The 26117-nt window shown below is 58.1% G+C and carries 19 protein-coding genes and 4 pseudogenes; 10 read left to right on the top strand and 13 right to left on the bottom strand.

The window, feature by feature from the left end:
* Window positions 1–107 precede the first annotated feature (107 nt).
* The 5 genes from U5A67_RS04225 to U5A67_RS04245 are packed head-to-tail and all read right to left on the bottom strand — an operon-like array spanning window position 108 to window position 3644.
* Window positions 108–686, bottom strand: coding sequence for an NIPSNAP family protein (locus U5A67_RS04225; protein ID WP_321813176.1), 579 nt, complete (start codon window positions 684–686; stop codon window positions 108–110).
* Window positions 687–700: 14 nt separating this feature from the next.
* Window positions 701–1453, bottom strand: a complete 753-nt coding sequence (locus U5A67_RS04230) for an SDR family oxidoreductase (protein ID WP_321813177.1) — start codon at window positions 1451–1453, stop codon at window positions 701–703.
* Window positions 1454–1465: 12 nt separating this feature from the next.
* Window positions 1466–2329 (bottom strand): aspartate dehydrogenase, encoded by an 864-nt coding sequence (locus U5A67_RS04235; protein ID WP_321813178.1) that lies wholly within the window; start codon window positions 2327–2329, stop codon window positions 1466–1468.
* Window positions 2326–3105: an alpha/beta hydrolase gene (locus U5A67_RS04240; protein WP_321813179.1), complete on the bottom strand. Its 780-nt coding sequence runs from the start codon at window positions 3103–3105 to the stop codon at window positions 2326–2328. Before U5A67_RS04240 ends, U5A67_RS04235 begins: the two co-directional genes overlap by 4 nt.
* A complete protein-coding gene (locus tag U5A67_RS04245; protein ID WP_321813180.1) occupies window positions 3102–3644 on the bottom strand; it encodes a cupin domain-containing protein in 543 nt (180 codons plus the stop codon). The genes U5A67_RS04240 and U5A67_RS04245 overlap by 4 nt, the downstream gene beginning before the upstream one ends.
* Window positions 3645–4025: 381 nt before the next feature.
* Here U5A67_RS04245 and aspA point away from each other — a divergent pair, with 381 nt between their 5' ends.
* The 5 genes from aspA (at window position 4026) to U5A67_RS04270 (ending at window position 8349) form a co-directional block, all read left to right on the top strand.
* Complete coding sequence (aspA, locus tag U5A67_RS04250) at window positions 4026–5456, top strand: aspartate ammonia-lyase (protein WP_321813181.1); 1431 nt, start codon at window positions 4026–4028, stop codon at window positions 5454–5456.
* Window positions 5457–5525: 69 nt separating this feature from the next.
* Complete coding sequence (locus tag U5A67_RS04255; protein ID WP_321813182.1) at window positions 5526–5753, top strand: hypothetical protein; 228 nt, start codon at window positions 5526–5528, stop codon at window positions 5751–5753.
* 15 nt (window positions 5754–5768) lie between these two features.
* Window positions 5769–6935, top strand: a complete 1167-nt coding sequence (locus U5A67_RS04260; protein WP_321813183.1) for a branched-chain amino acid ABC transporter substrate-binding protein — start codon at window positions 5769–5771, stop codon at window positions 6933–6935.
* A gap of 46 nt (window positions 6936–6981) precedes the next feature.
* Entirely contained in the window at window positions 6982–7641 is a 660-nt protein-coding gene (locus U5A67_RS04265) for an HAD family hydrolase (protein ID WP_321813184.1), read from the top strand.
* Window positions 7642–7965: 324 nt separating this feature from the next.
* The gene (locus U5A67_RS04270; protein ID WP_321813185.1) at window positions 7966–8349 is read left to right on the top strand and encodes a VOC family protein; all 384 of its coding nucleotides are present in this window, start codon (window positions 7966–7968) and stop codon (window positions 8347–8349) included.
* A 181-nt stretch (window positions 8350–8530) separates the two neighbouring features.
* On the opposite strand, the gene U5A67_RS40685 is transcribed toward U5A67_RS04270, so the two are convergent.
* Complete coding sequence (locus U5A67_RS40685; RefSeq protein WP_415767757.1) at window positions 8531–8722, bottom strand: integrase core domain-containing protein; 192 nt, start codon at window positions 8720–8722, stop codon at window positions 8531–8533.
* 136 nt (window positions 8723–8858) lie between these two features.
* Window positions 8859–10303, bottom strand: a pseudogene (locus U5A67_RS04275) (IS1182 family transposase).
* Window positions 10304–10779: 476 nt separating this feature from the next.
* Here U5A67_RS04275 and U5A67_RS04280 point away from each other — a divergent pair.
* Window positions 10780–13530 carry an AAA family ATPase gene (locus U5A67_RS04280; RefSeq protein WP_321813186.1) on the top strand — a complete coding sequence of 917 codons (2751 nt, stop codon included), beginning with the start codon at window positions 10780–10782 and terminating at the stop codon, window positions 13528–13530.
* Between the two features lie 533 nt (window positions 13531–14063).
* Window positions 14064–15903 (top strand): annotated as a pseudogene (locus U5A67_RS04285) (phage integrase family protein).
* Between the two features lie 233 nt (window positions 15904–16136).
* Here U5A67_RS04285 and U5A67_RS04290 read toward each other — a convergent pair.
* A pseudogene (locus tag U5A67_RS04290) lies at window positions 16137–16364 on the bottom strand (AbrB/MazE/SpoVT family DNA-binding domain-containing protein); the annotation flags it as partial.
* Window positions 16365–16721: 357 nt separating this feature from the next.
* On the opposite strand from U5A67_RS04290, the pseudogene U5A67_RS04295 reads away from it, so the two are divergent.
* The 3 genes and pseudogenes from U5A67_RS04295 to U5A67_RS04305 all read left to right on the top strand — a co-directional run.
* Window positions 16722–16925 (top strand): annotated as a pseudogene (locus U5A67_RS04295) (integrase); the annotation flags it as partial.
* A 102-nt stretch (window positions 16926–17027) separates the two neighbouring features.
* Complete coding sequence (locus U5A67_RS04300; RefSeq protein WP_321813188.1) at window positions 17028–17858, top strand: abortive infection family protein; 831 nt, start codon at window positions 17028–17030, stop codon at window positions 17856–17858.
* 109 nt (window positions 17859–17967) lie between these two features.
* Window positions 17968–18897, top strand: coding sequence for a macro domain-containing protein (locus U5A67_RS04305; RefSeq protein WP_321813189.1), 930 nt, complete (start codon window positions 17968–17970; stop codon window positions 18895–18897).
* A gap of 611 nt (window positions 18898–19508) precedes the next feature.
* On the opposite strand, the gene U5A67_RS04310 is transcribed toward U5A67_RS04305, so the two are convergent.
* The 5 genes from U5A67_RS04310 to U5A67_RS04330 all read right to left on the bottom strand — a co-directional run bounded on the left by U5A67_RS04310 (window position 19509) and on the right by U5A67_RS04330 (window position 25854).
* Window positions 19509–21044: an LA2681 family HEPN domain-containing protein gene (locus U5A67_RS04310; protein WP_321813190.1), complete on the bottom strand. Its 1536-nt coding sequence runs from the start codon at window positions 21042–21044 to the stop codon at window positions 19509–19511.
* Window positions 21045–21126: 82 nt separating this feature from the next.
* Window positions 21127–21867, bottom strand: a complete 741-nt coding sequence (gene qatD, locus U5A67_RS04315; protein ID WP_321813191.1) for a Qat anti-phage system TatD family nuclease QatD — start codon at window positions 21865–21867, stop codon at window positions 21127–21129.
* Window positions 21864–23150, bottom strand: a complete 1287-nt coding sequence (gene qatC / locus U5A67_RS04320; protein ID WP_321813192.1) for a Qat anti-phage system QueC-like protein QatC — start codon at window positions 23148–23150, stop codon at window positions 21864–21866. The genes qatD and qatC overlap by 4 nt, the downstream gene beginning before the upstream one ends.
* A complete protein-coding gene (gene qatB, locus U5A67_RS04325) occupies window positions 23147–23929 on the bottom strand; it encodes a Qat anti-phage system associated protein QatB (RefSeq protein ID WP_321813193.1) in 783 nt (260 codons plus the stop codon). The genes qatC and qatB overlap by 4 nt, the downstream gene beginning before the upstream one ends.
* A gap of 38 nt (window positions 23930–23967) precedes the next feature.
* Window positions 23968–25854: a P-loop NTPase fold protein gene (locus U5A67_RS04330; RefSeq protein WP_321813194.1), complete on the bottom strand. Its 1887-nt coding sequence runs from the start codon at window positions 25852–25854 to the stop codon at window positions 23968–23970.
* Window positions 25855–26117 lie beyond the last annotated feature (263 nt).

Raw genomic sequence — 26117 nt, forward strand, 5'->3', positions numbered from 1 at the left:
GCGCAGGACGCGAACGTTCTGCGCGCAAAAGTGAGGTGTAGGGGACCTCACGCATGGTTGGGTACAGATATTGGTCTACTCGCACGCCCTCGGATTAGTGCCCTGACCTAACGGTACGGGCCTGCAGAAATTTTTCGTGAGGCAGCATAGGTGACGCCGAGCTCATCCAGTTCCCCATTCCCAGCCGGCACAGAATGCTCGTCGCCGAGCACATACACCGTGTTCGGGTCGGGAAACTCGCCAATCCAGATACCGTCGTAATGCGCCGTACTCCCAACTTCAATGGCAGAAGCGACACGTGCCGCCGTACCGAGCCGGCAGCGCAGCGTGTGCAGTACGCGTCCGTCAGGCTCAGGTGTGTGAGCAGTCTGCGCTGAATGAATTCGGCCACCAGCGGGATTCAGAATCGTCAAAAACTGCGAGGACACTCGCTTTGCCGCTTCAGGGAGAAAACTGCGAGTCCAGGCATCGACCTGCCCCAGAGCGGAGCGCTTTTGCGCTCGGTCCAGAAGCGATTCATACTCCCAAATGTGAACGAATTTCACATACTCGCCATCGACCGTCCAGTTACCGACCAGACGGCCATAGTCGTTTCCTCGAATCGGCATGCCGACATCTCGAAAAAGCTCGAAATAAGCCGGCGCGTTTTCCACATCAAGCGTGTATTCCCGCAGTTCATAAATCATGGCGCAACCTTTCGTTAGCGAGCGGTATAGCCGCCGTCGACCGTGACCATCGAACCCGTCACAAAGGAAGATTCGTCCGATGCAAGGTACAGAATCGCGGTAGCGATTTCGTCGGGTGACGCGTAACGGTTCACCGGCGCACGCGCTTTGAGTGCTGCGACGAAAGCTTCCGGGTCAGCAACTTCCTTGAGCATCTGGTCGTAGTACTTGGACCAAGTAACGCCCGGGGCAACGCTGTTCACCCGAACGTTCGTTTCTGCGTGGTCCATCGCCATTGCTCGGGTCAGCGCCGCAACCCCGCCCTTCGCGGCGCAGTAAGCAGCACGGTCGGGAATGCCCGCGACCGATACCGTCGACGCGAGGTTGACGACCGAGCCTTTGCCACGCTTGACCATTTCGGGAATCGCGAACTTCGAGCACAGGTACACGCTCTTCAGATTCACGTCGATGAGCAGGTCCCACTCATCTTCTTCGATGGTGACAACGCTGCCGCGCGTACCCATACCCGCGTTGTTGACCAGAATGTCGAGGCCACCAAACTTCGCGACGGCGGCTTGGACCATTTCCTTGACCTGCTGGGCGCTTGTTACGTCCACCTGAACTGCGAACGCCTTGTCGCCGATTTTCTCAGCGACGGCCTTCGCCAGTTCATAGTTGCGGTCGGCGATAACAACGTACGCGCCTTCTTTGGCGAACAATTCCGCCGTTGCTTCACCGATACCAGCGGCGGCCCCGGTCACCAGGGCAATCTTTCCTTCGAGTCGCATTTGAATCCTCACTCAAATTACATGCTGAAGACGACGCAGGATTGCGTCTTCAATACTGAGAGCTGCCAACCACGACGTCTTGGGGTTGTCAGGTAGGGGGTTGTTTTCGAGACGGATGTTCAATTGCCCAAACGGGCCTTTCGCCTCGACTTCGTGGACGTTCTTATTGACGCTCGGGTCGGCCATCATCGTCACGTGGGTCTTGTCGAACCCGATGCCGGCAATAGCCACCGCTGCTGTTACGTTCGCGTTCTTCGGGTACAGACGGGCAGACTCGGCGGCTGTACCGTCGAAGATGACTGTAGGCTTATCGATTGCCGCGAGGTCGAATTCACCATCCGCGGGAGTTCCGCTCCACGCGCGGGGAGGCTTGCGTCCGACGTACGTCACCGATTCGATGCCGCTGCCGCGGGCGGCGCTCAGCGCATCTAGACCACCAATCGCGCCCGACACCACGATGAGCTCGGAGCCGCCGATTTCCTGCGCTTGATGCAGGCGAGCGCGCAACTCATCCGATGACAGCGCACCAACCGAGGCGACAATGGCGTCGACGCCTCGCTCAAGACACTGAGCAACAACGCCTTCGACGGCCGTATGGCCAGCGCACTCGACGACAACCGTCGGCCCCCATGCCATCAAGTCATCCAAATTCGCGAACAGGTCAACACCGAGGTCAACCTTGAGCGCATTAGCGTCTGCATAGGGGTCGAGACCTGCAATTGCGATGCGACCGAACGGGCCGGCACGCAAAGACGACACCACGCGGCGCCCCATCGCCCCCATTCCGATAATCGCGATGCGCTGTTCCGAGGAGGCTGCATCAGCAGAGTCGCCGGCCACGCCGGGCTTTGCGTCCAAAATGGTGGAAGTGTTCATTTACGCTCCAGGAACGACGTTACAGACATCGCAAATGCTTTTGGATGGACCTGCGGAAAAAAGTGGCCGCCATCCAACTGTTTGAGTTCCGCTGCCGGAATCAATCGCGCCAAATCTTCGGAGTTGTAGAACGGGACAATAAAATCGTCCGCCGCGCCAATGACCAGAACGTCTTTATGCAATCCGGGCAAATCTGCAACACGGTCGTAGGCAAGCAGCATGTCGAGACGCTTTACGATGGTCGCGACATCCGCTTCCTGAGCAAGCGAGAAGTCCGGTGCGGAATCAGTAGCCAGGTTGTCGCTGTACCAACGGCCGTCATATCCACCAATACGCGATAGCGCGTTGTAGGCAGCAGCACCGCAGTTCTCGAGCAGGAAACGACGAAACGCAAACAGGTCACGAAAGCGTTTGTCCACCTGAGCCCAACCACCACTCAGCACCAAACGCTCACAACGCTCGGCGTAGTCCAATGCAAGCGTCTGCGCCACAAGACTGCCAGTAGAGTGACCAACGAAGTGAGCAGTCCTGATTTGCTCCCGGTCCATGACTGCCAGCACCGCCTCTGCGATACCTGGAATCGTTTGACCGACACGGGTCGGGCTTTTACCTACACCCGGATGGTCAAACGTGACGACGCGAAAGCGCTCTGCGAGCAGCGGGACGACCGGCTTCCAGAAAGCACCAAGTCCACCGAGCCCGGAGATGAGAACTAGAGCATCCCCATCGCCTGACACGTCGTAGTGGATAGCGCTGCTGTTCGTTTCCGCAATCACTTTTGGTCCGCGCCCGTCGCGAAGACAGTGCGCGCCTCGATTTCGGCGACGTTCTCGGGACGGCCAAATGGCTCCGGGGTTGCATCGCCCGGCTTACGCTCACGGCCAATGTCGCGGAAGAAATTTTCAAGCCCCGAAGGCACGAAGAACCACACCCAGTGCAGGTCGGTGTCGCCGTCGTTGATAAACGTGTGCGTACGCAACTTGCCGAGAAATAGCGTCGTACCAGCACCCAGGCGATATTCCGTGCCGTCCAAGACTGCTTTTCCCGAGCCGGAAATGAAGTGCAGCACTTCCTCGTTCGCATCGTGTGAGTGTTTTCGGACCACACCGCCCGGAGGAAGAGTTTGCGTACCAGCCGAGAACGGCCGGTCCATCGGAACAAGGTGCGGGGCAACGTGAACCGATGCATGGCCGTTTGCCGGCTGCGGCTGCCAATAGCTCTCCTCGGTCTCTGGGGTGACAACCATGTACTTGCCACCCGCGCGTGCCTCCTCCTCGACGCCGGCTTGAACTGCCTGTTGCTCGACTGCGCTCATGCTCCACCTCTTTCAGAAACCGATTTGACCCTGAGATGGCCAAATCAGTGTTTACGATAGGTAATCGATTACATTTTTTAGGGTAAAGGCGCTTGTTAATCTACGCCTGGACCTAGCATCGCCACTTTCCCCACCTCACACGGGGCTTGAATTGACGGCCTATGAGCGAATGTTAGTCACGTTTCTTCTCAATGTAAAGGATTTCATTTTTTCTCAGTCTGGACTATGATTCGGCCCATGGAGGGCTAGAGCTCGAAAACTGGGGGGAATGCCCACTCAGTCAAGGGTTTACGCCATACGTTGTGCTCGGCAGAACGCCCTTTAGAACCAGGTATCGGCTGTAAATAACTCTGAAAAACTCGCCAAATCGTGAGGACTTACATGACATCTTTCGCTGACGCCCGCCTCGAGCACGACCTGCTCGGCGACCTCCCGGTTCCGTCGGACGCCTACTACGGCGTTCATACGTTGCGCGCTATGAACAATTTCCCGATAACCGGGACGACAGTGGCCGACTACCCGGCACTCGTTAACTCGCTGGTCGAAATTAAGGCCGCTGCGGCGCTCGCGAATGCAGAGCTCGGTCTGCTTTCGCGCCAAAAGGCAGACTGGATTGTTGCCGCGTGCCGAGAAATCATCGGAGGGGCTCTGCATGAGCATTTCCCTGTCGATGTCATTCAAGGTGGGGCCGGCACCTCCACGAACATGAACGCCAACGAGGTGGTGGCAAACCGTGCATTGGAGATTGCCGGCCATCGTCGTGGCGAATACGGATTCCTGCATCCGAATGAAGACGTCAACATGAGCCAGAGCACGAACGACGTCTATCCCACGGCCATAAAACTGGCTCTTCAACGGCTGATTGTTGACCTCTGTGGTGCCATGGCAGAGCTGCGCCTCTCGTTCGAAGCAAAGGCGACGGAGTTCGCCAGCGTCCTGAAGATGGGGCGTACGCAACTCCAAGACGCTGTTCCGATGACACTTGGACAAGAGTTCTCGTCGTACGCGGTAATGCTCGGCGAAGACGAGGCGCGCCTAACTGAAGCTGCGAGCCTCCTGCGCGAAATCAACCTGGGCGCGACGGCAATCGGCACGGGCATCACAGCGCACCCCGACTATGCCGCTGCTGTTCGCCGACACCTCAATCAGATAACCGGACTTGAGCTCATCACGGCATCGAATCTCATCGAAGCGACGCAGGACGTTGGGGCATTCGTTCAGCTCTCGGGCGTCCTTAAGCGCGTCGCCGTAAAACTGTCGAAGGTGTGCAACGACCTCCGCCTACTCTCGTCCGGCCCCCGTGCTGGCCTCGGAGAAATCAACCTGCCGCCCATGCAAGCGGGCTCCAGCATCATGCCTGGAAAGGTCAACCCGGTAATCCCGGAGGTCGTGAACCAAATTGCATTTGAAGTCATCGGCAACGATATGACCGTGACTATGGCCGCAGAAGGGGGGCAACTTCAGTTGAACGCGTTCGAGCCCATCATCGCGCACAGCCTTTTCAAGAGCCTTGTGCATATGAAGGCGGGTTGCGAGACCCTCGCACGACGCTGCGTCTCCGGAATCACGGCCAATCGCGAGCACCTGCTCGACACCGTCAATCGTTCTATCGGCATCGTGACTGCCCTCAATCCGTATATCGGATACGCAAATGCGACCGAGGTCGCTCGGACCGCGCTCGAATCAGGCCGCGGCGTGTCCGAAATCGTACTGGAAAAAGGACTGCTGACCGCGGATGAGCTTGCGAATATCCTGCGCCCCGAGGTTCTGACCGAACCGACCGGCCAAGCACGCCTTACGACGCAACGTTAACGCTCAACTCCGACGTCATCGGCAATTGAACAGATGGATTCTGGTTGAGCCCCAATAAATTGGAGCGCCATGGAGACTATTATGATTTTCGGGTCTTTCGCCGGTGACGTCTCACTCTTTGCGCTACTCGGGCAGTTCGTCCCTTCGTTCTGGCTGCACTGCCTAGCCTCGCTGTTGTTGATATGCGTCGGGGCAATAGCAATCGCGTTGATTCGCGTGTCCAGCGTTAGCACGCCAGAAACGAAACGCCTCGACGTCCTGGCTGGCACGCGCACCAAGGGCCATTTCGATGAATGATGCACGGATACCAAGATGCTTTTAAAACCGACAATCAGCGCTATCGCCCTCCTTGCCACCGCCATTGCGACGGAAACACTCCCTCTGGCAGCCAAGGCCGAAACCTCGAAAGATGTCGTGGTCAAAGTAGGATTCGCATCTCCACTGACCGGGGCACAAGCGCATCTCGGTAAAGACAATGAAAACGGTGCTCAGCTCGCCGTCGATGAAATCAATGCCACTGGCTTGGTAGTAAACGGCCGTCGAGTTCGTCTCGAACTAATTTCCGAAGATGATGCTGCGGACCCGCGGACAGGCACGCAAGTCGCGCAAAAACTTGTAGATGACGGCGTAGTGGCTGTTGTCGGTCACATGAACTCTGGTGTCGCCATCCCCGCTGCCCGAATCTACAACGAAGCCCATATCGCACTTCTCTCGACAGCGTCCAATCCAAGTTACACGCGGCTCGGCTATCGCTCTGCGTTCCGTTTAACAGCCACCGACGCTAATCAGGGACCCGCGCTTGCAACGTACGCACATGACGTCCTCAAGGCAAAGCGAGTCGCTGTCATTGATGATGCAACGGCCTTCGGATTAGGGCTAGCCGATGAATTCTCGAAAGCAGCAACTCGAGCTGGCATCGGAGTCATTTCACGAGATGCCACATCAGATAAATCCGTCGATTTTCGGGCGATTCTTACTAAAATAAAGGCGGAGAAGCCCGATGCAATCATGTTCGGCGGCATGGACGCAACAGGGGGCCCACTGGTGCGCCAGGCAGCAGCACTCGGGATAGCAATTCCCGTTTTGGGGGGCGATGGCATCTGTACGCAAACGATGATTGACCTCACCAAACAAGCCGCTCAGAATGTCATCTGTACGAGCGTTGGTGCACCGCTGCCCAGCATGCCGCGCGGTCCGATGTTCTCGGTCGTATATGAAGCCCGATTCCACGCTCCCGTGCGATTCCTTGCTCCGTTTTTTTACGACGGCATCTACATCGTGGCAAATGCAATGCGTAGAGCACAATCTTTCAACGCACCGCAAGTTTTGGCGGCCATACAGAGCACGAACCAAGATGGCGTTACCGGCCACTTCTCCTATACAGCTCAAGGCGACATCACGGACCCGGTTGTGACTGTTTACACGGAACATTCCGGACGATTTGTTCCTGCGACCGTGCTACATATGGCCACTCATTAAGCGTCATCGTTTGGGTGAGGCTCACCGTTCAGAGTTATTGAAAGTGATGAAAAGTATTCAATACGAAAATATTCGCGCGATAGCTTTCGATTTCGACGGCGTGATATTGGACTCGGTATCCCTCAAGGCCGAGCTCTTCATCTCATCCTATCCTTTCCCGTTGAAACCGCGAGAAAAGGAGGAAATTCTCGCCTATCAAGCTGCTCACGGCGGCATCGGGCGAGTAGAGAAATTTGAGCATTTCGAACGCGCTGTGTTCGGACGAGAACCAGACTCAAAGGTTATAGCCGCACTTGCCAAGCGTTACAGCACCTTACTCATGGAGCGAGTTTTATTTTGTTCTGAGCTACCTGGTGCGCGGGCATTTCTTGAGCGATTCGAGAGCGAAATCTCTTTGCATCTAGTGTCCGGTACCTCTCATGATGACTTGCTGAAGATTGTTTCTGATCGAGATATGGCGCGCCTCTTCAAAACTGTGACTGGAGCACCGACAGGAAAAATCGAAGCATTTACCGTTATCGCACGCGAAACGAATATTGACTTTGAAAATATTCTCGCGATAGGCGATTCAACTACTGAATATGAGGCGGCGAAAAGGCTCGGGATGCCGTTCGTCGGTATCGTGCAGGATCGACAGAAAAACCCATTCCCAAACACCGTCCCAGTATTTACAGATTTGTCCCACCTGAGCAGCAACTGGAGCTAAGTCGCTATGAGATGGTATGCGTGAACCGCCATCCTGTAGTATCAAGCAAATACTGAAGATGTAGACATCGTTAGGCACAGGAGTGGGAAGACGATGCGACTAGCGCGCTCGAAGAAACGCGAAGTGCCCTAGCTGCAGTTGCATTCTGGAAGAAGTGCTTCAACATGGATGTGAGAGAGCCTTGGCGTCGTCAGACCTCCTTCTGCCCAAACCAGTTGTGGCCTAAGTGCTGGGCACTCGGGTGTTTCAAGGTAGCAAGTAGCAAGCGCCGACGCGCAGAGACAATCTAACCGCGGCAGCACTGGCGAAATTCAAGGAAATTGTATGAAAGTTGCACACGTTGCTTTATGGACGCGCGATATCGCCGCTGCAGCGCACTTCTGGAAGCATTACTTCAATGCTGAAGTTGGCCCACTATATCGAAGCGCTCGGCGTCCTGGTTTCACCTCATGTTTCGTGCGTCTGACCTCGGATTCAGCCCAGATTGAACTGATGACCGCACCGTGGGTTGCCGACAAGACCGCTGACGAAGCCATGGGGTGGGATCATATTGCGATTTCGCTGGGCAGCCCGGTGGCAGTAGAGACATTGGCAGCGCGCTGTGCCATTGACGGGCTTCTACTATCGAAACCTAGGACTACTGGGGACGGCTTTTACGAAGCCGTCATTGGGGCTCCCGACGGCACTCGAGTCGAAATCACCAGCTAGTGGATACACTAGCGGACGCGACGTATACTAGCCAACTCCGCCCTCAAACCAGAACGAAGCAGCCAACACACAGACCTCAAGCGTTGCTGACCTCCCCCCGGTACCAGTGCGAAGCGCCTCTAGAGTCCGAGGCCAATAATTAGCTCGCTTCGCGCGCCTGCGGGAACTGCACTGGCGCCAGCTACCCGCGCGAGCTGTGAAGGCGCTCGGTGTTGTACTCATGTCGCCAATCTTCAATCAATCGCCTCGCGTGACTCGCGGAAGCGACTGTGAATCTCCTCCCGCGAGAGCTCCGCGAGTCGTGCGACTGCCTGTACAGCTTGAAATAGCGGCAGGAGGGACGCTCGAATCGACGAAATGCTTCGACTGGCAAAGTCAGCTTTTGGCCGAGGGCGTGTGGAAACGCAATTTTCGCGGCTGAGGGCGAGGTTGACGGTTAGATTTATCAAGTTAGATGCGTAGAGCTTGCGCTATTCGAGCATCGCGAGCGCAAGAAGCCCCTCAGGGCCTCAGCTTCCAGCCGTCCTTATTGCCTTCATTGTCCTCGCAACCCCAAGTATATTCATGACTCGCTTGAGGTTGTAGGCCAGTACCTGAAGACTCATTTCGGTGCTCACCCGTCCGAGCGTCCGGGTCAGGAAGTGTGTGGCGCCCATCCAATGCTTCAGCGTGCCGAAGACGTGTTCAACGGTGCTTCGCCGGATGGTCATTGCGTCAGGCTTCCGGTCGAGTCGACGCTACATGGCTTCGAGTACTTGTTCGTGCTCCCATCGTCGGATGCGGCGATAGTCGCTGGGCGAACATCGCTCCTTGAGATGGCAACGCGGGCATGCGCTGGGCCAGTACACGTTCAGATTCATGCCATTCTCAACGGTCTTGAATCGAAGAATTGCGCGCTCGCCAGCGGGGCATCGATACTCATCGTTCCTGGCAACGTAGATGAAGTCGCGTTTGGTAAAGAGCCCTTTCTTCCTCGACGCCGAGGTGAGTGGTTTCGGGACATACGTGGCGATCCCGGCCAGTTCACACACGCGGATGTCCGGACCACTGAAGTAGCCGCGGTCAGCCAGCACCTTCAGCTTTAGCTTGCCCATCGCGTTCTTCGCCAATAGAGCCATCCTGCTGAGTTGGCCGTGGTCGCCTCCAATATTCGTCACCTCGTGTTCGACAATCAGATGATGCTTCGTATCCACGGCAGTCTGGACGTTGTAGCCGACGGTGCCGGTTCTCTTGCCACCGCTGGTCATGGAGCGGGAATCCGGGTCGGTAAGCGACAACTGTTTGTCCGGTTCCTTCTTCAGTTGCTTCCTGATCTGCTCGAGCTCACGCATCCGCTGGCGCAGGAGCGCGATCTTCTCGTACAGGCGCATGGTCTTCACATCGAAACCTGTTGGACTGGTCCGGTCTGCAGTTTCAATCATGTCGAGGTATCGCTGGACGCTTTCCTCGATCTGTTGCTGGCGTTTGTCGATTTTGCCCGCAGTGAAGTTTCTGTCGCGGCTGTTTACAGCCTTGAACTTGCTGCCGTCGATGGCGACCGTGTCGCTGGATAGCAGCTTCAGTCCCCGGCACAGTTCGACGAAGCGACGGCATACGTTTCGAATAGCCGTCCATTGTCACGGCGAAAGTCGGCGATTGCCTTGAAGTCTGGCGCCAGACGTTCTGTCAGCCACATCAGTTCAACGTTGCGTTGGCATTCGCGCTCAAGCCGCCGACTGGACGGTACGCGGTTCAGATACCCGTAGATATAGATCTTGAGCATCGCGCCTGGGTGGTAGGACGGGCGGCCCGTGAGCGCCGGTGTAGTACCGTTGAAGCCAAGTTCCGAAAGATCCACCTCGTCGACGAAGGCATCTACAACCCTCACCGGATTGTCCTGTCCGATTTAGTCATCGACGCATTCGGGAAGTAGTGCGACCTGTTTGCGGTCATCGCCTTCGACGAATCGCTTCATGAGTCACCCAGTCTCAATGAGTTGATTCAGTTTAGGCGATGAGTGCGTGTTCACACAGCCTCGGCCACAACCTGCCGTTCAGCGAGCGGGGAAAGTTGCCGTTTGAACGGCTGCAACACTCCAGGACGGGACAGACGAGCTACGCGCACATTTCGGCCTTAGCTGACATTGGGACGGGTTGGGTACTATGTCAGCAATGCCGCGTATTGCTGTCGGTCGCGGCGGCGAGCAGCCGAACGTCAGCTTCCTGCATAAGCGAACTCACACTCCCGACCCATAGCAGCCGGTCGAAGCTCAGATCGGACTACCTGTTGTCAGCCGCTCGACGAAGTGCCGCGTTCCAGCTAGTCTGCGCGACAAATCAATTGATGTGCAATCCGATAACTTGGCAGCTCGCGATGCCTCAGGAATGGCCTGTCTCTGGGTTATCTGTCGCTGTCCCTTATACTACATACAAAACTAAGGGGAAGAGACGGATGACCGAACCAGTTCCGACGTTGGATATTGCCGCGCCTCAACTAGTTATTGTTGCTGAGGGCGAAACCTCGGGCGCGCAGTCGAATGCACGTGGCCACTTGTTTGAGAAGTTCATCGCACGGCTCTTCCAAGCTCTGGGTTGTGAGTCACCATCCGCGAGCTCACTTAATGTCAAGCAGAATGGCTATGAATTAGATGTAGCTATGCGAATTGCGTTGACTGGCGAGCCTGCTATCGCCGAGTGCAAGGCCTATAGTTCGCCGCTGCCCTCCCAAACACTAAGCGCTTTCTATGGCAAGTTACACACGGAACGCCTTGATTCGCCTGAGACGCGCGGCTGGTTTGTAGCGATCCCCGGTCTGACTTCCGACGGCCACACGCTGGCGCGCAAGCTCGAAAAGGGCGACACGAAGTTTCGTCTTTTGACTGCGACGAACATCTATGCGCTCGTGCAGGAGCGTGGATGGATCGAACCTATACAGGAAGATGAGTCAACGACGCTTTCGGATCACGCAATACTGATCTCGACACACGGTGTGGCTGCTCTTGCTAAGCAAATAGACCGCTCAACTCGATTGCCGATACGGGTTCTCGTGAGCCGTTCGAGTGAGGCTGTCTCTCAACCAGAGTTACGTCTACTCTCCGCGTCCGACTATGCAGCCGGCTTGGACGTTTACGATGTACACGCACCGAGAGCGGCGGATGTGCAGGCCGCTCCCAGCGAGGCGATAACACTGGTCACCGTGGTTGGAAGTCGAGAAGACTTTGAATATCAGTTTCCAGCTTCACCTGCATATTTCGTTGGTCGTGAGGCGCTGCTTGCACAAGTTCGACGTGCTTCGGACGATCATCGTGATCGCGGAAGCTCCGTCGTCTTGAATGCACAATCAGGGTGGGGAAAAAGTTCCCTCGCCTTGCGAACCGCTTACGAAATAGAACGCGGAGGCGGATCTTCCATCGTCTTTGATTCGCGCACTGCGTCATCCGTACCATTCGTAGCTTCGGCACTTCGCCGAGCTCTGGCGGAGGCACAAAACACCGGATTGCTGCAACTTCCCCAGGACGCCTCATTTGCATCGTTGCAGAGTGCTGTACGCACCCTTCAGTCATGCCGATGGATGAGACACGCTCAGTTGCTTATTTTCTTCGATCAGTTTGAAAACGTTTTTCGTGATCAACGCCTGACGCAAGAGTTCAGGGACCTAGTTCTTGCCGTTCGCGAAGTTACGTCGCCGGTAATGCTTGGTTTCTGCTGGAAAACAGACCTCGTCGGGATGACGGAGAACTACCCCTATCGGCTTCGGGACGAGATAAGAAGCGTGTCTCTTGTACTCAATGTCGAGCCATTCGGTCCGAAAGATGTAAACACACTTCTTGGTCGGCTTGCCAGGGCCGCAGGCCATGATCTCTCTGCGGATCTGAAACAGCGACTGCGAGAATACTCGCAAGGTTTGCCTTGGCTCTTGAAGAAACTAGCAAGTCACATTCTCAAGGAGTTGCAAAGCGGGACGTCCGAAGAATCACTTCTGGCCGACTCGCTGAATATTGAAAGCCTTTTCCAACAAGATCTCGCAAGTCTAGAAGCGCGCGAACAGGAGGCGCTTCGCACAATTGCGCGCGAAGCGCCTGTTCTCGTGTCCGATATAGTCGAGCGTGTTGATCCCGGTGTCATTCAGTCGCTTGTTGATCAACGCTTAGTCGTACGTGTCGGCGAGCGAATTGACGTGTACTGGGACACGTTCCGAGAATTCCTAATAACTGGCAAGCTGTCGGTAGAGGACACGTACATCCTACGTCTCCGCGCTGCTTCAACTAGTAAGTTGCTGCAGTTGATTGTTCGCCAAGGCGGTGAAGCGACGGTCCAGGAAGCGACCGCAAGTCTATCAACCACGCAGCATGTGATCTTTAACAGTTCACGCGAATTGCGACTCTTGGGAATTCTGTCCCCAAGGTCAGGCGTCCTCACGCTGTCGGAGCAATTTAGGGGGCGAGATCTGAGAGAGGCCGAAATACGCGAACGAGTTGCTCAATCGCTCCGACGCCATGCCGTTTTTGGAAAGATCCAGCAACTGATCTCTACTTCGGCAAAGAGCGAGACTTCGATCGATGCCTTGGCGGCCGAAATGCCAGCATTGTTTCCTGCAGTCGCAGCAACGCCAAAGACCTGGCGTATATATGCGATATCCTTTGGTACTTGGCTCGATTACAGCGGCCTGCTGCGACTGCGGGGACAAATGCTGTCTTCGGCTGAAGCAGGAAGCCAGGTGGCTTTGCTTGCTTCAGTAGAGTCACATAGACGAGGCAAGACTTTCCCTCACAGTCGGCCAGATGCTTCGCTCGCCTACCTCCGCTCACTGCGTGCATCGCAATCGATCGAGTTGACGAAATCTGCACGTCAAAAGGTGTCGACTGATCTATTTGTCCTAGGTGTCTTGGACTTGAATGGCCGGCTGGTCGGTGACCAGAGCGGTCTGATTGATCGCTTGACCTCCGAACCGCCAGATGCGGCTGCGATAAGACAAGTTCTCTTACGGGTGCCTGGTGGGGCCGAAGCGCTGGCCCAGTTGACCGCTGACCCGGCAGCAAGGCCTGAACTGATTGGCGCCACGCTTCGCGACATGTATGGGCTACCTTGGGCGCCCAGCACTACTAAGATGGCCGGCGACAAGTTCCGCGCATGGGCTAGGTCAGCGGGCGTCTCAGTTGCAATCGTACCCCGAAGGCCAGTGGGCGCACCAGAACACGACTAGTCTGAAGTCGGTCAGGGCGGTTACAGAGACGGTTCAGTGCTAGTGATACTGCTTCGCCTCGAGGGCCGGTGTATGAGGATAAGGCCGAACAGCCGCCTCAGCATGCGAGTCGACGAAGGACCGTTGTACCTAAAAAGCGGTCTTCGAGATCGAACTGACTCGACGGCCCGTAACGTCGATTGCGTCTCTCGTCCCCTCAGCTACGGCTCAGCAAACGTGTCCTGGGCCGCCGCCATACGCGGCTGGTCTGTGGCACCCGCCGCCCATCGCAGTAGTAACGGAAACTATCGAGGCTTCCGGATCTCTAGTCGCGCCGGAACGGGCTTATGGGCTCAGAGGCATGTGTAATCCCTGACGGTGATCGCTTGCGCCTCCAGACGGCCCTCCCGTTGCGCCGTGCTCCGCTACGCCAGAGGTATTCCTTGTCTGCCTAGACTTCATCGAAAGTCAGCAAGGCCACCCGATGGGCAAAGTCACCATTTACGATAAATCCGCTTATCGCCAATGCGCTCTGCGCGACCTGAACTGGATGCATGAAAACCGCCCCTGTCCGCGCCCAGCCGCGCACCGGACCAGGGAACGGACCGTCCGCCGGATCGCCCGCTGCCCTGCCCGACCTCCCCAGCCTGGCCGCGCTCGCCGCGCTGCGCGCCTGGCACGAGGGTCTGACCGCGCGCGCCGCCGTGACCCGCTATCTCGCCCACGCCCGCGACGACGGCCAGTCCTCGCGCGGCATCCTGGCCCGTATCCGCCGGCAGCTCGTGACGTGCGCCCGGGCACGCCAGCGCGACGAGCTCGTGCCGTGCTTCACGCACCCGGCCGCAGAGCGCGTGCGGCACGCCGCGGCCGTCGTGCAGGCGCTCGACGTCCTGCGCGCCACGCCGGTCCCCGCGCCGCAGCCCGCCGACCCCGTCGGCCACTGGCTCACGCCACGCACCGCCCGCGCGCTCGCGGCCGCGGGCGTCGGCACGCTCGGGGAACTGATCCTCTTCACGCCGCGCCGGCGCCGCTGGTGGTGGACCGTGCCGGGCCTCGGCGCCACCTGCGCACAGGCGGTCACGGCGTTCCTCGACGGACACCCCGGGCTCACCGGGCGCGCCGCCCGGCTCGTCGCCCGCACCCGGGAAGCGCACGGGCTGCTGTCGCCCTGGTCCCTCGCCGCGCTGCCCGCCGCACTGGACGGCTCGCACGGCCGCTTCCGCGCCCCGCGCGAGACCTGCGGGCTCGCCGCCACCCGCGACGTCGAGGCCATCGACGCGTGGCTGGCGCTGCACGACTCGCCCCACACGGTGCGCGCCTACCGCCGCGAAGCGGAGCGCCTGCTGCTGTGGGCCCTCGTCGAACGCCGCGCCCCGCTTCCGTCGCTCACCACCGAGGACGCGATCGCGTACCGTGCCTTCCTGCGGCGCCCCGTCCCCGCCGCGCGCTGGACCGGGCCGTCCTGCCTGCGCGCCGCGCCCGCCTGGCGTCCCTTCACGCGGGGCCTCAGCGTGCGCTCGGCGGCCTACGCGCTCGCGGTGCTGCGCGCCCTCTTTGCCTGGCTGGTCGGCCAGCACTACGTCGTCCTCAACCCGTTCGCCGGCGTGACGGTGCGCGGCGGCGCCCCGCGCACGCCGTTCGATGCGGCACGTTCACTCACCGGCCGGGAGTGGACCGCCGTGCGCGCCGTCGCGGACCGGCTCGAACGCCGCGGCTGGAGCGCCCCGGCCGCCGCGCGCCTGCGTTTCGTGCTGGATTTCGGCTATGCGACCAGCCTGCGCGCGCAGGAGCTCGTGGCGGCGAGGCTCGCCGACATCGGCACCGATGCGCGCGGCACGTGGTGGCTCGACGTGACCGGCAAGGGGGCGAAGCCGGGCCGCGTGGCGCTGCCACCGCTGGCGCGCGAGGCGCTGCGGTCATCTATGAAGGCACGGGGCCTGCCGGTGAGGCGCGCGCGCTGGCAGCCGGTCACGCCGCTGGTGGGGGCGCTGGATGCTGGCCTAGAAGGTGGCCGGCATGGTGTAGGCGGTACGCCGGGTGAAACGGGCATCGGTGCGGTGCGGCTGCGCCAGGTGCTGGAGGAATTTTTCGAGGAGGCGGCGGAGCGTGTGGAAGCCCGGAATCCGGCGCTCGCCGCGAAGCTGCGGCACGCGAGTCCGCACTGGCTGCGCCATACGCACACCACCCACGCCCTCGCCGCCGGGGTCGAGCTCGTCGCGGTGCGCGACAACCTGCGCCACGCGTCCATTGCCACGACCTCAACGGTACCTGCACGGCGAAGAGGCGAAACGCGCCCGACAGGTCAGCGCAGCCTTCGGGCGAACAGCGCGGCGTGCGCCACCGCGCCCATCGCGCCCATCGCGCGGCCAGGACACGTTGCGCCCGGCGCGGTAGTCGTGCGAGCTGCTGGCAGCAGGCGCGCGGCAACGCGGCGAGGCCGCGGCGGTGACCCACGGCCGCGCGATACCGCGGGCGACAGCCGGACGGCCCGGCGCGCCGGCTGAAAGGCCCGTCAGGACCAACATTGTGCCGACGCGTGACCGGTCCGTGGTCGCTACCCTCTGCGACGGGCTGTATTTCCGGCAGCAACCCCGGACGCCCGGTCGAACCTGGTTCGGAAGACGATGCTGCTCAGCGATCGCCCGGTTCATGTCCCCGATCGAAACCACTTTCGCGGGCTTCTTCACGACGCCCTTGAGCGACGCGAGTGACAGCGTGGCTGGATGGACCTCGTACCGACCCGTTTCCTTGTTAAAGCTAAATTCGATCCGGTCACCGAATTCCAGACCGAGGTGGTTACGCACATCCGCCGGGATCGTGACCCGGCCCTTTGACGGGGTGGTCGCTGCCGTCATAGTGATCCTCCAATATTCCTTACCACGAAGTAAGGAGTACGGCGCCGCAAGGGTGAAATGGACGCCCAACGCACGAATCACCGCCCGCAAATCAGCCAGCTTGCAGTCGCCGACAGGGGTACCGGATCGCCCTCGATACGGGTCTTAACGGCAGACCGGCTCGAAACTCCGATCAGTTCCTGGATATGCTTCAACGAGCGGCCGTCACGATGGAACCGAACAACGAATGTACGTCGTGCGGCCGACGCGTTTCCCGAGTCATAGCGGGCCGGTCCGGGGTTCGACTCCCTGATCTGCTACCAAATAAGCTCAGAGGCCGGTGTTCTCAGGAACACCGGCCTGTTGCCATACGAGTGCTTTGCCGATTACCTCGACGAGCGCGAGATCGTCGACGATCGCAAGATCTTTCTCCGCTTCCGGCCCACTTTCATCGGCCCCATGGCGGTGTTCAATGTCCATCCCGCGATGCTCATGGCACTCGTCGGCCGCCGGGAGCAAGCCAAGGTCGATTTCAGCTCGCCGCACTTCGCGAATTACCAGCATGTCAAGCCGCTTGCGTAGCTTAAAGCGACGCGCGACCGCTGCGACATCGAATTGACTACGGTCTTTTGGTGAGAAAATGGACCAAGCAAATCATTCAAAAGCACGAAAATGCTCCTTCCATTGAACGACGCTATTGTCGCGGTGGTCTGCCAACTGATTGATGACTCAACAGCCAAGCGGGCCGGTGGTGATTATCGCGAACCGACTCACTCGGACATCGAGTTCCTAGTCAATAAGTTCGGGTTGGCGGCTCTCGACCCCAAGCAGCAAGGGCAACAACCTGGGAAGGCCAAGCGGGTTCGGGCGATCCTGCACGAAACGATGGCTGGCAACGAAGACGCCGGGCCGCTTCTCATTCACGCCATTCTCGCCAAAGTGCGCGCGTGCGGGGGCTTCCGCAAGGGATCCGAAAACTACGTTGGCGACGAAGCCATCGCCAACGCAAAGTCGGTGTTCAACTCCGAGGGCTACTGGCTGGCTGATGACGGTACCTTCGGGGCCAAGGTTCTCGACGGGCTGAAAGGCTCCGAATTGACCGCCGCGCTCCACGCCTACGCCATTCGTGCGCAGCGCGGCTCGGAAGACGCCGCGCTGCTCATGGGGACGGGCAAGGATTTGATGGAGGCGACGGCCGCCCACGTGCTCACGATGATAGCCGGCCGCTACCCTGTCGGCGCGAACTTCAAGGCGCTTCTTGGCATGGCGTTCACGTCGCTCGGACTCGCGGTTCCCGAGCAGGCCGCGGAGCTCGGCGAACCGCCTGCAAAAGAATTGGAGCGCGGCTTGTTCACCGCGGCCTGTGGAGCCAACAAATTGCGCAACAAAGAGGGAACGGGGCACGGCCGCCCATGGATGGTTAGCGTCGACGCGGCCGAAGCCAAGGCGGCTATCGAGATCGCTGGATCCGTCTCGGCCTATTTGCTCGACAAGCTGCAAGCGCGGGCGCGCTGACGGCCGCACTTCGGCGGGGAGTCGACGGGAATCAAGCGCGCTTAACATTGCGTTCTCAGCCCAAGCGTTGACGACCAACAGCGACCAACGCCAAGACTACGCGAGAAAAATGAATTCAATCCAAGATCTTTGGAGCGGGGTTCGAAATCATCCGTGGAAGCTGCTCGCCAACATGTTCACGACGTTCAGCGTCATCCAAACAGTCATTCTCGGCGTGTCGCTCTTCGTCCCCGGCGTCACAGTCAGCGGTTGGATTCCCATCGTCGCCGTCCTCGTGGTCAGTGTCGGTTGGGAGTTGAAGAAAGTTTGGAAGCCATCTCGCATAGATTTGCAGGTCGCCAACTCCGGAACAACGATCGAAGTAGTTTTCGGCGACCTCTTCGCGCAACACGGAATCCTGGCCATCGCGGTCAATGATTTCTTTGACAGCGAACTTGGTGAGCCGGTGTCGGACAAAAGCGTGCACGGCATCTTTTTAAAGAAACGTTTCGGCGGACACGTTGGGCCGTTCGACAAGCAGGTCGACGCCGAACTCGCCAAAGTCCAAAGCGAATCCGCCGAAAGAGCGCAGTGGAAGACGAAACGATATCCAATCGGGTCGACCGCCCTGCTCCAAGTGAATCAAGATCGCTACATCGCTTTCGCGTTCGCGACCACAGACCCAACGACAAGCAAGGCAAGTGCGGACGTAACGATGATGTGGACATCGCTTCACGACCTATGGGAGCGCGTTGGAATCGAGGCTGGCGGCTACTCACTGTCCGTGGGCCTTGGCGGCGCCTTGGGGTTAAAATTGGTCGATTCCACCGGACAAGTGCGTGGAAACGTGCGGTCATGGGCACGTTCATCCTCGACTAGATCCTGCCGCCCCTGCCGACCACCGGCGTGCCCCGCACGGCCGATCGTGATGAATCAAAGGAAGGGAAGGAGTGTGAACAACCAATTCGAAGAGAAGGTCAAGCTGTATCAGGAGCGCGTAACCGCGTTTATGGCGCAGGCGCGCGACTGGTGCCAGGCACATGGGCTTAATTCCCACTGAGATTCTCGAAGAGGGACTGGATAAATACCGAGCGGACAGCCTGCGGATTCTGTCGCCAGTCGATCAGCCTCTTGCAGAACTGCTCCCGACCGGCTCGGCAAGGCGCGCCCATTTTTGAGGGCATGAGCCCGCACGCTCCGAATTTCAACTTTGCCCGTGATGTCACTATGGCGGTGGGCAAAGAGAAGGCCGCAGCGCTACATCCCAAGTCACGCGCGACGCGTTAGCGGCGCGCAGAACTGCCCATCCACAGACGAGGGCGTTCTAGCTTAACTTTATATCGAGCACAATCAGCACGCCATCGGGTCCGGAATTCTTTGCCTGTGTGCCTGGTTTGATCGGTGCCGCATCCTGGCGCAGCAACCAAACATTGGGTGACTCTTTCTCGATCGGCCATATCCTAGGCACATGCGCAGGTACGACATAGAGACCGCCACTGGTACGCGTACTCGGATGTGGCTCCGCGACCTCGATATCGAGCCCCGAGTGCTGTTCCTGCAGTTCCTGAAGTGCCTTAATGTACTCACTTAGCTTCATTTTCGTGCCTTTAAGCGGTTAGGGAGAAATGCCATATTGTGCGTTGAATGAAGCATCAGATCTGGCGAATAATCTTACATACGCTTTGTTGGGAGCACCCGTAGGGGCATCTGCGCAATGCGGCCAGATCCTCTCGACTTGTTGCGCTCAGCCTCTTCGCGGTGAATGGCTAGCGAAAGATAGATTAGAGCAGCGCGCGCAATGCCCAGAATTTGCAGCGTCTTCGCTTCAAGGGCATCGCGTCCAATATGCAATCCCAGACTTACGCCGTTTCGGGTGGTAGATTGCTTGCTGTACTCGATGCCAAGGTCTTCATATACCTGACAGTATTTATGCTCAAGATTGTTGCGGACATCAGCCAGACCCTGCGCGTTCGGCTCCGCCACCGCTTTGAAGGCAGGCTCATAGATGTCGCGAGACAGCCAGTAGAGACCGCGCAGCGGCCAATTCGGGCGATCCTTGAAGGTCGTCGACAGGGCCTTAGGCTCACTTTTAGGCTTGTACCAGACGCTCCGAAACGATACTTTATGATCTGGCAACCCGACCTCGAAATAGTCATTGAGGAAATAAGCTATCTTGTCGAGCAGCGAGTAAGCCATTCTAAATGCGAGCTTTATCTTTTCAACACCGAGCGAATATACGGGGAGGCCGAGCGTGTCGATGAGGTGAGCGCCACGATCACTGAAGTGTGTTGTTCCCTCAGATAGCCCCTCAAAGCACAACCAACGTGCCGAAGCGAATTCCTGCTTCATCTGGTTGTAGAACCCGAAGAGCGCTGGAGGCTCGGCAGATATCTTCGTCGTAAGGGCGGGCAAATGCAGCACGTCGTGCGCTGCGATGCTGTACTCGCCAATATCATTCAGCGGATTCAGAAAAAGTCTTTTTTGGAGAGCCCATGTTCGGTAAGCGCGTTCGGCTTTTGATCGTCCGAGGCTGAACTCCTCTTCCAATACTTCTCGGGCCCTATCAACATCCAGATACTTAGCAAGTTGCTCAGCTTTCTCGACGAACTTTGAACGATGCGCGTAGCTTTCCGGCGAATCGTAGAGTGTGCCTTTGGCAGCCGCTGCCAAATATGAATCATATGCGCCGAAGCTTAACAAAGCTCTGTCACTCTCGTCGTATAAAGCCCTTCCGTAGTAATCTAGACCTATTCCTCGATTTCCAAGCGCAATAGCGAAGCCGGGAATTATCTCAATCGCACGACCCCATAGTTGCAACGCCTCGACCGGCCTTCCTACCGAGTTCAGTTTGCTGCCGAGGTTCGTCAGGATTTGACATTGTCGAAGCGGATCTAGTGTACCGAAGTCGTCGTGCCTAACAGCACTTCGCAACTCGAATAGCACTTTATCGAAATGCGGAATGTCCCATTTCGAGCTCCGCTCTTCGCTGGCCTGCCTTAGTTTGGCTTCGAATGCGTTGGCTCGAAAGTAATGCGCAAGTATGCGCTGTTCACCGGAGAGCGTCGGTCGCGTAGCCAAGTTATCGAGCAACCGTATGGCATCGTCAATCAGGTCACTATCGTTTGAGTCGGATGCCCCGTCGATCATAAGCCCCACTTTTTCGAATGCTTTATCGTCGCCGAGTGAGTCGAAGTTTTGGCTTTCCATTATCCCTCTGGGTCGCGTTACAGAAAGACGGGCGAGCGACAATCAGGCCCTGTGGAATCGTCGTACCAGAGCACCTGGCCTATTATCCCTCGACGGATAGCTGCAGCAACTGGCCAAGGTTCTGCCTTAACTGCTCTCCGACTTCGTTTAGCGGCATGCCCCAGATTGCCGCTAGAGGAGCTCGTACGGACCACGCATCCCACGGCTGCAGTTGCATCCCACCCACGCTCGTAAACGGGCCATCGGTTTCCGGTAGCACTCGGGTCGAGGGCATTCTCGCCACCAGCGCCCGCCCCTTCGCTCCTTTGAGCATCGCAGGCCCAACGCTGAACCAGCAACCGATGCGAACGGCAGTCTCAAGTTCGGCGAATCCACCCGAGAACCAATGAAGCACCGGTACGCCGGCATGTTTCGTCGTCGCTAACAGTTCCACGACTCGACGTTCTGCACCGCGCGAATGAATGCTCATCACCCTTCCTTGCCAGCGGCCGCATTCAGCGAGCGCGGCCTGAAAGATGGGTTCCTGCACGGAAAGCGAGTCTCGAAATCTGGTTGAGCCATCCATTCCAATCTCGCCAACAAAACGGGCGAGAGAGATTCCACCGATGAGGTCGTCCAACTCTCTTTGCTTAGCTACGGCCACCTCCGGATGCAGACCGATCCCAACCTTGATGTTTTTCAGCCCCAGAAACACACGTGACGTTGCTCGATAGGCACGTGGACTTGTAGTGACCACGAGCGTGAACTCATTTCTCCTGTTCACCTCCTGCGCGAGCTTGAGGCCATCGGGGTACAGGTCAAGGTGGGAATGGAAGTCAATCACAGGATTTGTTCCTGCCGCAAGAGCACGCCCAGTTCCGCGAAGCCACGCTCCACGACGCCTTCAAACTCCCTTCGACGGCTCGACTCTGCGAAGGACAGCTGACCAGCAGTGATGGAGCGGACGCCATTCAGCTCCACCTTCAGTACGGCGCCCGCTACAGCACCGATGTCATTGGGATCATCTTCCAGTTGTGCTTTTCGAAGTGAGGGATACTTGTAGGTCGTGTCGTCTGGGAGGTTTGCCCGAATAAATGATGCACGGCGAACTAGACATGGAACACAGCGGCCGCAATGTTTATAGCCGTTTCGAACGAAACGACCGCAACTCGTGGAGGCCGACGCGACTTCAGCTAACAGTGCAGGAGCACGGCAACCGGCCATCATCTCGCCCTTCGTCATCGCCGCATACGGAAGACGCAGCACGGCTGGAATTCCAAGCTCATCCCACAGCGCTTGTAATCGCGCCATAAACACCGGATGTGTGGTCTTGGTACTGAGGCTGCCAACCCGACCAGGGTTGAGTGGTACATTTAAGCTGATGAGACCGTTTTCTGGAACGAAGACTTCGATGGGGCTCTGCAATTCGGTGCTCGTAACCGCAAGATGGTCTGAAGCGACTGCCGCGAAGGCAAAGAAGCCAATAGATCGCCCGCGCGTTGAACCTTCAATATCTTCCACCTTCGTACGGATGTTTTGATTCCATTGCAAATGCCGGCCGCTCCCGCCCAGCACACTCGCAAAGCGGCTCTGCGTCTCCTTATCGCCCTTGGCGGTTTGGGATACAAGAAGCGGCCGCCGACCTTCTTCGGTCAGGTCAAGTGCTCCCACAAGGCTATCCAGGCCACCGGATAGCAAGCAAACGCAGTCCGCGTCGAAGATGGCACCCACCTTCGGCCGCGGAGGGGGATAGCCGCCATCGGTAAAGGTGAGCCTCCAGAAGTCGCCCGTTAGAAACCGCAGGGCCTCTTCAATCTTCCCGGTCAGAGCCTGGTATGGTTCGGGCTCGTAGAGCACCACTTCAAGCTCTATCTGCCGCGTCCAGCCGTCCGGACTTAGCGCACGCTCCAGGACATTGTCAGCTGCGTTCACCGCCAGCGCCAGCGTCAGGAAGTCCCAGCTCCGGGCGCCCGGGGCAACACCAGCCGCGACTATATCCTTGATGAGCGATGTGCCAACCGTACTCACATCCGCCAAGCCATCGTGCTCGTACATCGAGACATAGTCGACCCCGAACTCTCGTTCTGCTGGAATGCAATCCTTCGGGCCACAAAACACGCGCGTCATAAGCCAGCCTCAAAGAGTTCAAAGGTCATTTTCAGGGTTTCCTGAAAGATGGCATCCAGGTCCGCTCGCGTCGGGTTTGGCTTGGTGCCACGAAGCAGATCCAGGTGTTCACCAATCTCTAACCTTATAAAGAGCCGCATTTCACGCTCGCGCCGGACAGCGGTGGTCGGGTCGACCTTCGCACTCTCCAATAGTGGACCGAGGTCGAAGCAAAGCCGATGAGTTACCTCCGATGCGAGGTAATTCTTCATGAGCTCCCAGATTTCTGTCGTCTCCAGACGCATCAGGTCTATGTCTGGATTGTCCAAAACAAGCTCCGTTAGCGCCGACGCCATCGAATCACGAAGCGCCTCTTCATCAGCACTGCCCCCCGGTGGAGAAAGCTCCCGGACAATGGCGTCGACTATGTCATCCGCGGTCGGACTGCTACTTTGCAGGTCCTGCACCCACTGGCGTGCCTCAACGGAGCTACCGTCGCTGATCGCGTTGAGAAAGGAGAACAGCTCCGCTCCGGCTCGCGTCGAAGCGCGCATTCGGGTCGATGCTGCGCTGGCTCCGCCGCCACCCTTGCGTGAGTAGTGTCCGATAGCGTCCCGAAGGCTGTCGGTGTCACCGCTCTTGATGAATTTCTTTAGCTCTCTCCGCGCGTCAGCGAATCGAGCTGGCTGAGCGGTCCCAACCGCGCCCTCTGGGGGAACCGGTTTGTCATCCGTAGGCGGGACCGTGTCGCCGCCAAGGCCCTCAAGCACGTCGTCGAGCCATGGCGGGTCAAGGTTCACGTTAGGGCCAGGCCCACGGCTTGAGGTCGAAGTTCCCATCACTTGCCTCCCTTGAACGTCTTCAGGTATGTCCTGACTGGCTCAGTCGACTCCAGGTCATCGCGCCAGTCTGCGAGCAGAAGCGCGGCCCAAGGTTTGGTCTTCAGCTTTGGAAGAATTGCGAGGGGCCTCTGAGCCGGTGGAATTTCTTCCAATGCCTGAACGAACTGTTCACCTAGCTCAGGATGGGCCTCGGTACAGTTCAAGCAGCGCAGAAGATCCACTGCGTCCCATTGACCCTCTCTTGCCTTTCGAATGACCCGGGTAAGGATACGCGATACATCTGCCTGGCTCAGCGCCATGAGCTGGGTTACCAAGACATTGGAAACGTCCTTTGCATCCATCGTGGCCTCCAGGAGCCGCTTGGCCTCTTCAGAAAGCTCGTCGTAGGCCGCCAGTCCAAGCGAGCGATCTCGACTTAGATGCAGAAGCGCTCGCAGATCAGAGCCTGCCAAGCGGGGACTCAAACGCACCCACTGCTGATAAAAGGACGTTGACCAGGAAGGGTGCGGCGGAACGTAGTCTTCGTCTGCCCGCGCAGCAGCTTCTAGCGCCTCCAAAAATTCAGCCCTGCCATCAAGGCTAGAGGCGACTGCTTTGACGAAAAATTCAAACGCCGCTGGTGACGCCACGCGCTCGAGTAGCTGGACCTTCACCAATTGCTCAATGGCGATAGGCATACTCATCGCCTTTGCGATGGTCAGCCGAATCATGAGATTATTCAGAAAACGCTTGATGAGTCGCGGATTGCCGGCGATATCGCCTGCGTTGACTAAAAGTGGTGCAAGCTGGTCTGCGATATCCAGCGAGCTCGCGATGCTCTTTGCTTCGCCGCCGTACACTTTCGCCAAGTCGTCGCGCGTGATGCCCTTACCCCAAGCAGTCTTCAGAAGCTGAAGAAGCGCCTCCTGCCCTTGCGCCTGCACCTTCGGAGTGAGTTGCTCTTGCCTCACTGCCAGTTCAGCCATCAACAAAGTGAGATAAACCTTCACCTCGTTTACACCGAGCCGAGGCACTTTGAGCGGAACCTGGATGAGCTTGTCGAAGTAGCTCGTCACCAACCCGTTCTCAATATCAACCCCTGCAAAGTGTGCGCGAACCGCGCCGCGAATCATGCTTTCATCCGCTGCGATTACGAAGGCCGTGTTCTTTACTTGCAGCAGGAGCCTCATAGCCTCTAAGGTTGCAATGGCAGTGTGAGGGAGGCAGCGGTCCAGGTCGTCGACAAACACGACCAGAGTGACACCCATGTCAGCGAGCAGCTTTGTGAAGGTGTCCCTGAGCGCGTCAATCTCCTTGGGTAACGAGTCCTCCTGACGCTCAGCAATCAGCTCCTTCAACTCAGGCTTGAGATCAACGTAGGCATCCTTTAGTGCTTTCAGCTGTTCATCCCTCTTCGCCTCGTCAGATAGGCCCTTTACGAATCCAGTCGCCGCGCCGATGAAAGCACCAAGAGGGCCACCGGCGACCGAGCCAACGCCAGCGTGCGAGAACATCGGTGCGGCGATGCGCGCCACCTTCAGCAGCCGAACGCGTTTCGCGAAATCTAGCGCTTTGTCGACAAACGTCTTGCGCTTTTGTGCCTCATCGAGCAGCCGGTCAGAGACCGCCTGCAGGAGTGCTTGGCGCGCATCCTCATACCCTTGATAGAGCCATGCGTTGAACTCGATAACGACATAGGCGCTAAAACCAGAGTCGTCCTTCACCCCTCCGGTTTCGAGGTCAGCCTTGGTCAACTTTACGAGTGTCGACTTGCCAGCCCCCCAACCGCCCGACACGCCAATGGTCAGCGGCGCACCGCCCGCCTGTCGAATCAAATCCGCTGCCGCGCGAGCAACCACCCCGAAGTTGAGCAAGTCAACTTCGGCTTCAATGTCGTGCCACATGCCGTTGTTCCCCTCAAGTGCGTTTATCTCTTTTTACTGGCATTTCCACACCGTAGGCAGATGGCCAGGCCTGATCTCGCAGCGTGGCTGGAGTACGTCAGGGCGCGTGAACGGCTGAATGCGCACAGTTGCAACTTGTCAATCTAACCCAACCTTTAGGCCAGCTTTACGAGCGACAACAACCGTTCGTCGCTCGCGTGCAGCGCCAATGCAGAATGCGTCTATTTTTACCGTGTAACCTTTCGCGCGGACCTTGATCGCAA

The sequence above is a fragment of the Paraburkholderia sp. J69-1 genome (genome assembly GCF_905220255.1).
Lineage (GTDB): Bacteria > Pseudomonadota > Gammaproteobacteria > Burkholderiales > Burkholderiaceae > Paraburkholderia.

Coding starts and splice junctions, on each gene's coding strand:
- U5A67_RS04280 (WP_321813186.1), top strand. CDS start 10,780: ATGACCGAACCAGTTCCGACGTTGGATATTGCCGCGCCTCAACTAGTT.
- aspA (WP_321813181.1), top strand. CDS start 4,026: ATGACATCTTTCGCTGACGCCCGCCTCGAGCACGACCTGCTCGGCGAC.
- U5A67_RS04305 (WP_321813189.1), top strand. CDS start 17,968: ATGAATTCAATCCAAGATCTTTGGAGCGGGGTTCGAAATCATCCGTGG.
- U5A67_RS04330 (WP_321813194.1), bottom strand. CDS start 25,854: ATGTGGCACGACATTGAAGCCGAAGTTGACTTGCTCAACTTCGGGGTG.
- U5A67_RS04270 (WP_321813185.1), top strand. CDS start 7,966: ATGAAAGTTGCACACGTTGCTTTATGGACGCGCGATATCGCCGCTGCA.
- U5A67_RS04265 (WP_321813184.1), top strand. CDS start 6,982: ATGAAAAGTATTCAATACGAAAATATTCGCGCGATAGCTTTCGATTTC.
- qatC (WP_321813192.1), bottom strand. CDS start 23,150: ATGACGCGCGTGTTTTGTGGCCCGAAGGATTGCATTCCAGCAGAACGA.
- U5A67_RS04225 (WP_321813176.1), bottom strand. CDS start 686: ATGATTTATGAACTGCGGGAATACACGCTTGATGTGGAAAACGCGCCG.
- U5A67_RS04245 (WP_321813180.1), bottom strand. CDS start 3,644: ATGAGCGCAGTCGAGCAACAGGCAGTTCAAGCCGGCGTCGAGGAGGAG.
- U5A67_RS04235 (WP_321813178.1), bottom strand. CDS start 2,329: ATGAACACTTCCACCATTTTGGACGCAAAGCCCGGCGTGGCCGGCGAC.
- U5A67_RS04310 (WP_321813190.1), bottom strand. CDS start 21,044: ATGGAAAGCCAAAACTTCGACTCACTCGGCGACGATAAAGCATTCGAA.
- U5A67_RS04255 (WP_321813182.1), top strand. CDS start 5,526: ATGGAGACTATTATGATTTTCGGGTCTTTCGCCGGTGACGTCTCACTC.
- U5A67_RS04230 (WP_321813177.1), bottom strand. CDS start 1,453: ATGCGACTCGAAGGAAAGATTGCCCTGGTGACCGGGGCCGCCGCTGGT.
- U5A67_RS04260 (WP_321813183.1), top strand. CDS start 5,769: ATGCTTTTAAAACCGACAATCAGCGCTATCGCCCTCCTTGCCACCGCC.